Source organism: Escherichia sp. XD33 (assembly GCF_019375075.1).
Lineage (GTDB): Bacteria > Pseudomonadota > Gammaproteobacteria > Enterobacterales > Enterobacteriaceae > Enterobacter > Enterobacter flexneri_A.
On the sequence record NZ_JAENDM010000090.1, the window covers coordinates 1 to 8,088 of the forward strand.

The window sequence follows — 8,088 nt, forward strand, 5'->3', positions numbered from 1 at the left end:
CGTACGGCCCACAGAATGATGTCACGCTGAAAATGCCGGCCTTTGAATGGGTTCATGTGCAGCTCCATCAGCAAAAGGGGATGATAAGTTTATCACCACCGACTATTTGCAACAGTGCCGTAAAAACTTCCTGTTCTTCGGCTCTGACCATGGTGGTGAGCGGGGAGCGCTACTGTACAGCCTGATCGGGACGTGCAAACTGAATGACGTGGATCCAGAAAGCTACCTTCGCCATGTGCTTGGCGTCATAGCAGACTGGCCGGTCAACCGGGTCAGCGAACTGCTTCCGTGGCGCATAGCACTGCCAGCTGAATAACACATCCCCGTCAATACGGCCCTCGCTGTACGCTTACGGTTATCGCAAAATCCATTTAGATCTGCGGGACAGCGGGCAACAGTGCGGAGTGAACAGAGTCTGGCGACTGATGAAACGTATCGGGATAAAGGCTCAGGTCGGATACCGGAGCCCGCGGGCTCGTAAAGGCAAGGCCAGTATCGTGTCGCCCAACAGGCTTCAGCGACAGTTCAATCCGGATGCTCCGGATGAGCGTTGGGTAACGGACATAACCTACATAAGGACCCACGAAGGCTGGCTGTATCTTGCCGTGGTTGTTGATCTGTTCTCACGCAAAATTATCGGCTGGTCCATGCAATCCCGGATGACAAAAGACATTGTCCTGAACGCACAGCTGATGGCTGTATGGCGGCGTAATCCCCAAAAACAGGTGCTGGTTCATTCGGATCAGGGCAGTCAGTACACAAGCCATGAATGGCAGTCGTTCCTGAAATCACACGGCCTGGAGGGCAGCATGAGCCGTCGCGGTAACTGCCATGATAATGCGGTTGCAGAAAGCTTTTTCCAGTTGTTGAAACGCGAACGGATAAAGAAAAAGATCTACGGAACGCGGGAAGAAGCCCGCAGCGATATTTTTGATTACATCGAAATGTTTTATAACAGTAAGCGTCGGCATGGTTCCAGCGATCAGATGTCACCGACAGAATATGAAAACCAGTATTATCAACGGCTCGGAAGTGTCTAAATTATCCGTGGCGATTCAGGCCGTCATCTCAACTGGCAGTAGTCAGCAACCACATTGTGCTACGTGAAACTGACAGGGTTACAGGGGTGTACCAGGTCAGAATTCACGTAGCGCATCCTCCCCTTCTCTGTTCCCTCCCCTTTGGTTCGATCCTGTTTGTCCTGGCATTACCCCAATTCTCCCAAAAACCGTAAAACAGCCATCAACCCGCGTCATTACTGGCTTCATGGAGGATCTGAGCAGAAAAACGATCCTTTACGCATTTGGTTTTACCCGCAATAATGCGGGATAAGACAACAAAAGGATCCGCGCGCTGCGATTTATTGTCATGGCAGGATCGGCCCGTCAGGTGCAAAATACCTGTATCCATAAACAGTGCGTGCGCTACGTGAAAAATAACTCATGAACAGCATCATTCCCTTGCAGAATTCACCAGAACGCGTCTCTCTGCTGCCGATCGCCCCGGGCGTTGATTTTGCGACCGCGGTGGCACTCCGGCGGATGGCCACCTCAACAGGTGCCACGCCGGCTTACCTCCTGGCGCCGGAAGTGAGCGCCCTCCTCTGGTATATGCCTGACCAGCGTCACCACATGTTGTTCGCCACCATGTGGAATACCGGGATCCGTATCGGTGAAGCCCGGACGCTCACCCCGGAATCGTTCGACCTGGATGGTCTGCGCCCTTTTGTTCGGGTGCTGTCGGAAAAAGTGCGGGCACGTCGTGGCCGGCCGCCAAAAGATGAAGTGCGTCTGGTACCGCTGACGGATGCCAGTTTTGTGCGTCAGATGGAAAGCTGGATGGTCACCACCCGCCCCCGCCGGCGTGAGCCGTTATGGCCGGTCACGGATGAGACAATGCGCAACTGGCTGAAACAGGCGGTGAAGCGGGCTGAAGCTGACGGCGTGCATTTTTCGATTCCGGTAACGCCGCATACTTTCCGGCACAGCTATATCATGCACATGCTTTATCACCGGCAGCCCAGGAAGGTCATCCAGGCACTGGCCGGGCATAAGGATCCGCGCTCGATGGAAGTCTATACCCGGGTATTTGCGCTGGACATGGCTGCCACCCTGGCCGTTCCCTTTACCGGTGATGGGCGAGATGCCGCGGAGATCCTTCGCTCCCTGCCCCCGGCCGGCTGAGATTGACGGCCCTGGCATGACGTCCTGTATTCCGCTAATACGGAATACAGGAGCAGAGAGCATTCAGCCCCCTCCCTGCTCTAGCACACCAGGCCATCATGCTGATGACTGAACCGCCATGGTCTTACCCGGTGACCTGCAATCCTGCAGGCATCAACATACCGCAGTCAAGACAGGGCACAATGCAGGCATACTGGCCGTGCATCCCACTGTGCGTTTTTCCTGGAAGCTCAGCAAATCATCCCGTTAACCGCGAAAGTCATTCACCATCTGTGGCCAACACCTTTCTGCCATCCGGCTCCCGTTTCCTAATCGCATTTAGCAGTGTGAAGCTGGCGCCGGGTTATACAGACAGCTGCAGTCTCATCCTTCCGGGCTAAACCTGCAGTACACAGGGGAACGGATACCGTCAGGTAACATGACCGTCTCAGCACCCGATTGAGATTTTCATAAGGGGTATAGAGCTTTACTGAAAAATTGACTGTGGCATGTTATCACCCATGGAATGGTTAACAGACCAGGGATTACCCCCATTTAACCCGCATGCCGTAGTCAATATCTGCGTATCACGACCCCAAATCACATATTACAGTCAATATTGTTCGATCCGGGCAGAGATGATAGAGAATAAACATTGACTGCGGTATGCGTGATGCATATCACAGTCAATGGAATGTCCTTAGCGGCATACGGCAGTCATGATATGCATATCGCAGTCAATTTTCTGGCTTCATCGCTGAGAGGGCTTCAGCCAGTTTAAGAGGATCGATGCCAGCAGCCTTCAGCGCCTTAATGACTTCGTCATAATTTTGCTCTGGCGCCTTCTCTTCTTCCTCTTTGCGCGGAACCTTCACAGGACCACTGATGAGTTTGGGGTTGCGATAATGCACGCTGAAATAGGTGGCTCGGCCACGTTTAAACTCGGTGTAATCCAGATAACCAATATCCCGCAGCTGCTCCATCGCCTTACGCACCGTGTGGTTCTGCGTATAGACATTTGAGGTGAGATTCAGCCGGTCACGCATCCGTTTCATGGAAATAGGTGCAGGATTCTGGGGAAGACTTTCGATGTAGGTATAAAGCGCCTGGGCTGATTCCTTGCGCTGCAGGGCGTCAATGGCTTTCAGCCGCAGCAGTACCCTTCTGTCCATGTGGTAAAGCTCAAACAGCTTAGGTTCAGCCTTTATCTCAACGATATCCTCGGTGATGTCATAATAGGCTGACTGCACCAGATGGGTGGTCCATCCTTTGGTCTCGCTCTGGAACTTCAGCGTAACCGAGGCAAGTTTAAACAGGGAATTACTGATGCGATCGCGCATTTTTTTGTTTGAACGACGGGAGTTAAATCCGCACATCTTAACGAATTCGACGAACGACAGTTCCAGGGTGTCACTTTTTACCCCATACTCCGACATGGAACGAATTATCCCCAGCCAGACTTTAAAATCCGTGTCCATATCAAGACGCGAACCGGTGATCTTAACGTCAGTGTACCCTTCGCTTTTGGCAATAGACAGCTGTACAAGCTCCTCAGTCGCGTCTGTAACGTTTTTCCGGTTCGCCTTGCTCTTCCCTGTTGATTTCAGAGTTGGGACGAAGAGACCGAGTCTCATGAGCGCTACTGGCTGCACGGTACTGGTGCTGTTGACATCCAGCTTAACAACTTCGCCGGTTGTCTTATCAATTTCCTGAAGGTTCAGAAGTAAGCTGTTATTTTCGCTCGTCATCTTGATCCTCAACGGTTATCCACAAAAGGATGTAGTAATACGTATCGCAGTCAACGGATATACATACCTCAGTAAATACCGTTGCATATCACAGTATTAGATTATGCATATAACAGTCAACATTTTACATTCCGCAGTCGATCCAGACAGACGTTAAAGCCAGTTACAGCGCATGCTGGAGCGATCCGGGGATCTCTTTTGGATCTCACTATGATCTCCTTGGGATCAATTATTGGATCGAGACCTTGAATAACTCAGATACAAGGCCGGAAGCGCCACACCAGGTATCCAGAACCCTGGCCTGATTTTCCTGAATACGCTCTGGAAGATTGAGATCTACAGGTACAACAATGAAACATTGACTGCGGTATGCTGAGTCGTCTTTCCTCTTTCTCGACACAGATACAGTAAGTATCATGCCACAGTCAATATATTACATATCGCAGTCAATTTCATTATAACTGGCTGATCCCGAGCCATCTTAAGCAACCCGACGTACGTGCAATCTGTGAATTCTGTGATTTTCCGCTTCCTCGCCGCTTTCTCACTCCGTGAGATCGCTTACTGCGGCGAGCGGCAGTGATTAATATTGGCTGCGGTATGTACTCTTTTGTACTCCCCTGCGGTCTTTGCATCACCCAATGCGGTTCACTTTGCACTTTTTCGTGCACTTTGCGTTTTTATTGTTGCTTTGCAATAAATTCCAAGATTTAATAAAATAATGCAAAGTGATGATTAAAGGATGTTCAGTATGGGACTCATGGATACACTCAACCAGTGCATAAGTGCTGGTCATGAAATGACGAAAGCAATCGCCATTGCGCAGTTTAATGATGACAGTCCGGAAGCCCGGAAAATAACCCGGCGCTGGAGGATTGGTGAAGCAGCTGATTTAGTTGGCGTGTCATCTCAGGCTATCAGGGATGCCGAGAAAGCTGGCCGGCTGCCTCACCCTGATATGGAAACCCGTGGAAGAGTTGAGCAACGCGTTGGTTATACCATCGAGCAAATCAATCACATGCGGGATGTATTTGGTACACGACTGCGCCGTGCTGAAGATGCGTTTCCGCCGGTGATTGGTGTTGCTGCTCACAAAGGTGGTGTTTACAAAACCTCCGTTTCTGTTCACCTGGCTCAGGACCTGGCCCTGAAAGGATTACGCGTTCTGCTTGTCGAGGGTAATGATCCTCAGGGCACAGCCTCGATGTATCACGGATGGGTGCCCGATCTTCATATACACGCGGAAGATACTCTCCTGCCCTTTTATCTTGGTGAAAAGGATGATGCCAGTTATGCGATAAAACCAACCTGCTGGCCTGGCCTTGATATCATTCCGTCCTGCCTGGCACTGCATCGCATTGAAACTGAACTGATGGGCAAATTTGATGAAGGAAAACTGCCCACCGACCCGCATCTGATGCTCCGCCTTGCTATTGAAACGGTCGCTCATGACTATGATGTGATTGTTATCGACAGCGCACCGAACCTCGGTATTGGCACGATCAATGTCGTATGCGCTGCTGATGTGCTGATTGTTCCCACCCCGGCAGAGCTGTTCGATTACACTTCTGCACTGCAGTTTTTCGATATGCTTCGTGATCTGCTCAGGAATGTGGATCTTAAAGGCTTTGAGCCGGATGTCCGTATTCTGCTTACCAAATACAGTAATAACAATGGTTCGCAGTCACCGTGGATGGAAGAACAAATTCGCGATGCCTGGGGAAGCATGGTTCTTAAAAATGTGGTACGTGAAACCGATGAAGTTGGTAAAGGCCAGATCCGCATGAGAACCGTTTTCGAACAGGCGATTGATCAACGTTCTTCGACCGGCGCATGGCGAAACGCACTTTCAATCTGGGAACCTGTTTGTAATGAGATTTTTGATCGTCTGATTAAACCACGCTGGGAGATTAGATAATGAAGCGTGCCCCTGTCATTCCAAGGCATACCACACATACTCAATCGACTGAAGATACTTCATCACCGGCGCCGGCCGCGCCGATGGTGGATTCATTAATTGCGCGCGTGGGTGCTATGGCCCGCGGTAATGCTATCTCTCTTCCGGTATGTGGACGGGAAGTAAAATTTACCCTTGAGGTGCTCCGGGGAGAGTCTGTTGAGAGCGCCTCACGCGTATGGTCAGGAAATGAGCGTGATCAGGAACTACTTACCGAAGATGCTCTGGATGATCTCATACCTTCATTTTTACTGACCGGTCAGCAGACTCCAGCTTTCGGCCGCCGGGTTTCTGATGTCATAGAAATTGCAGACGGCAGCCGTCGCCGTAAAGCCGCAATCCTGACGGAAAGTGATTATCGCATTCTGGTTGGTGAACTGGACGACGAGCAGATGGCTGCATTGTCCCGGCTGGGTAACGATTATCGGCCGACGAGTGCTTATGAACGTGGCCTGCGTTATACAAGCCGGCTGCAGAATGAGTTTGCCGGAAATATTTCTGCGCTTGCCGATGCGGAAAACATCTCTCGTAAGATCATTACCCGCTGTATCAATACGGCCAAACTGCCTAAATCAGTTGTTGCCCTGTTTGCACATCCTGGAGAACTGTCTGCCCGGTCAGGTGAAGCCCTTCAGAAGGCTTTTGCAGATAAAGAAGAATTACTGAAGCAGCAGGCTGAGACTCTCCACGATCAGAAGAAAGCGGGACTAATCTTTGAAGCTGAAGAGGTCATTAGTCTTTTAACATCCGTACTGAAACAATCTCGCGCATCAAGAGTTAATCTGAGCTCACGTCATCAGTTTGCTCCAGGGGCAACAGCATTGTATAAGGGCGATAAAATAGTGCTTAACCTGGATAGGTCCCGCATTCCTGCGGAGTGTATAGAGAAAATAGAAGCCATTCTTAAGGAGCTTGAGAAACCAGGAGTCTGATGCGGACACGCTTTAGTCTACGGTTATCTCCCTTTACTTCATTTCCTTTCTCACAGGCCAGAAAACATAACTGGCCTGAATATTCTCTCTGGGACCACGGTCCCACCTGCATCGTCGGTCAGGTTATCTGTCTGGGACCACGGTCCCACCTGCATCGTCGGTCAGGTAATCTGCCTGGGACCACGGTCCCACCTGCATCGTCGGTCAGGTAATCTGCCTGGGACCACGGTCCCACCTGCGTCATCTGTCAGGTTATCTGTCTGGGACCACGGTCCCACCTGCATCGTCGGTCAGGTAATCTGCCTGGGACCACGGTCCCACCTGCGTCGTCGGTCAGGTTATCTGTCTGGGACCACGGTCCCACCTGCGTCGTCGGTCAGGTTATCTGTCTGGGACCACGGTCCCACCTGCGTCATCTGTCAGGTTATCTGTCTGGGACCACGGCCCCACCTGCATCGTCGGCTCATTATTAGTTTGGGACAACGGTTCAATCAATGCCTGTCACGAACAGGTATTGGCTTGTCGCTATCAACCCGTTGAGCGGAGTAATCACGCAGCAGGACGGCTATTACAGGCGATGGTGAAAGCTCTGTTGGGATCTGAACGAAGCATGTTGAGTGAAATTTGCAAAATTTAGTAGAGTATGCGGCTTAATCTTTAAATTTCCGCCGGCATTTTTAAAGCCAGCGGCCGTCGCTGCGCGTTGGCCGGCCCTTAGTCCGACGGGTAACCAGTCCCGGCCAATCTTACGACCATTGATGAACATTATCCCGTCAGCAGCGTCTCTACTGTGATGTCATTTTTCACACTGTCCGATCACAAAAAAGAACGGGGAAGGACTACATATGGTAGGAAAAACAGCTGCCAGAGACACAATATATTGATTATCCACAGTAACGGGGGATAACCGTGTGGGTAACATATTGAAAGTCCAACACGTTATCATATTAATTGACTTTGTATACACCACTGGACCATGAAAAGAATCCGGGGGAATCATCACAGCGCATAAACATACCGTTTTGTTTTTGGGTGACGGCAAGGAGGCCCCTGTTATCACCACATACCTTGGGAAGGTGCGAATAAGCAGGTCATTTCTTCCCAAGCTGACTCGCTGATTAAAATTTCGCGGATCTGGGCCGATTTTTTTCCCGCAAACACATCGAATCAGCCTATTTAGGCTATTTTTTCCACCATTTCTGGCGTTATTTCCGGTTTTTACTGAGATCTCTCCCACTGACGTATCATTTGGTCCACCCGAAACAGGTTGGCCAGGGTGAATAACATCG

At 50.6% G+C, this 8,088-nt stretch carries 5 protein-coding genes and 3 pseudogenes; 5 read left to right on the forward strand and 3 right to left on the reverse strand.

Translation table 11 applies throughout. The features are described 5' to 3' along the window. Nucleotides 1-118: 118 nt before the first annotated feature. From K0778_RS24195 to K0778_RS24205, 3 genes and pseudogenes are all read left to right on the forward strand, one after another. Nucleotides 119-316: pseudogene (locus K0778_RS24195) on the forward strand (IS66 family transposase); the annotation flags it as partial. Nucleotides 317-350: 34 nt separating this feature from the next. Next, nucleotides 351-1,040, forward strand: a pseudogene (locus K0778_RS24200) (IS3 family transposase); the annotation flags it as partial. A 402-nt stretch (nucleotides 1,041-1,442) separates the two neighbouring features. Next, nucleotides 1,443-2,183, forward strand: coding sequence for a tyrosine-type recombinase/integrase (locus K0778_RS24205; protein WP_001515717.1), 741 nt, complete (start codon nucleotides 1,443-1,445; stop codon nucleotides 2,181-2,183). Between the two features lie 716 nt (nucleotides 2,184-2,899). Here K0778_RS24205 and K0778_RS24210 read toward each other — a convergent pair. Beyond that, nucleotides 2,900-3,910 carry a RepB family plasmid replication initiator protein gene (locus tag K0778_RS24210; RefSeq protein ID WP_053263823.1) on the reverse strand — a complete coding sequence of 337 codons (1,011 nt, stop codon included), beginning with the start codon at nucleotides 3,908-3,910 and terminating at the stop codon, nucleotides 2,900-2,902. 751 nt (nucleotides 3,911-4,661) lie between these two features. Between K0778_RS24210 and sopA the strand changes: the two genes are divergently transcribed. Next, the gene (sopA, locus tag K0778_RS24215) at nucleotides 4,662-5,828 is read left to right on the forward strand and encodes a plasmid-partitioning protein SopA (protein WP_000523813.1); all 1,167 of its coding nucleotides are present in this window, start codon (nucleotides 4,662-4,664) and stop codon (nucleotides 5,826-5,828) included. After that, complete coding sequence (locus tag K0778_RS24220) at nucleotides 5,828-6,799, forward strand: ParB/RepB/Spo0J family plasmid partition protein (protein ID WP_000817039.1); 972 nt, start codon at nucleotides 5,828-5,830, stop codon at nucleotides 6,797-6,799. The genes sopA and K0778_RS24220 overlap by 1 nt, the downstream gene beginning before the upstream one ends. A 1,066-nt stretch (nucleotides 6,800-7,865) precedes the next feature. On the opposite strand, the pseudogene K0778_RS28695 reads toward K0778_RS24220, so the two are convergent. Together K0778_RS28695 and K0778_RS27935 are read right to left on the reverse strand one after the other, a co-directional pair. Continuing rightward, nucleotides 7,866-8,036: pseudogene (locus tag K0778_RS28695) on the reverse strand (EAL domain-containing protein); the annotation flags it as partial. Next, on the reverse strand, nucleotides 8,018-8,088 hold a 71-nt coding region (locus K0778_RS27935; RefSeq protein WP_002906209.1), incomplete at its 5' end, for a hypothetical protein. The gene K0778_RS27935 and the pseudogene K0778_RS28695, both read right to left, overlap by 19 nt.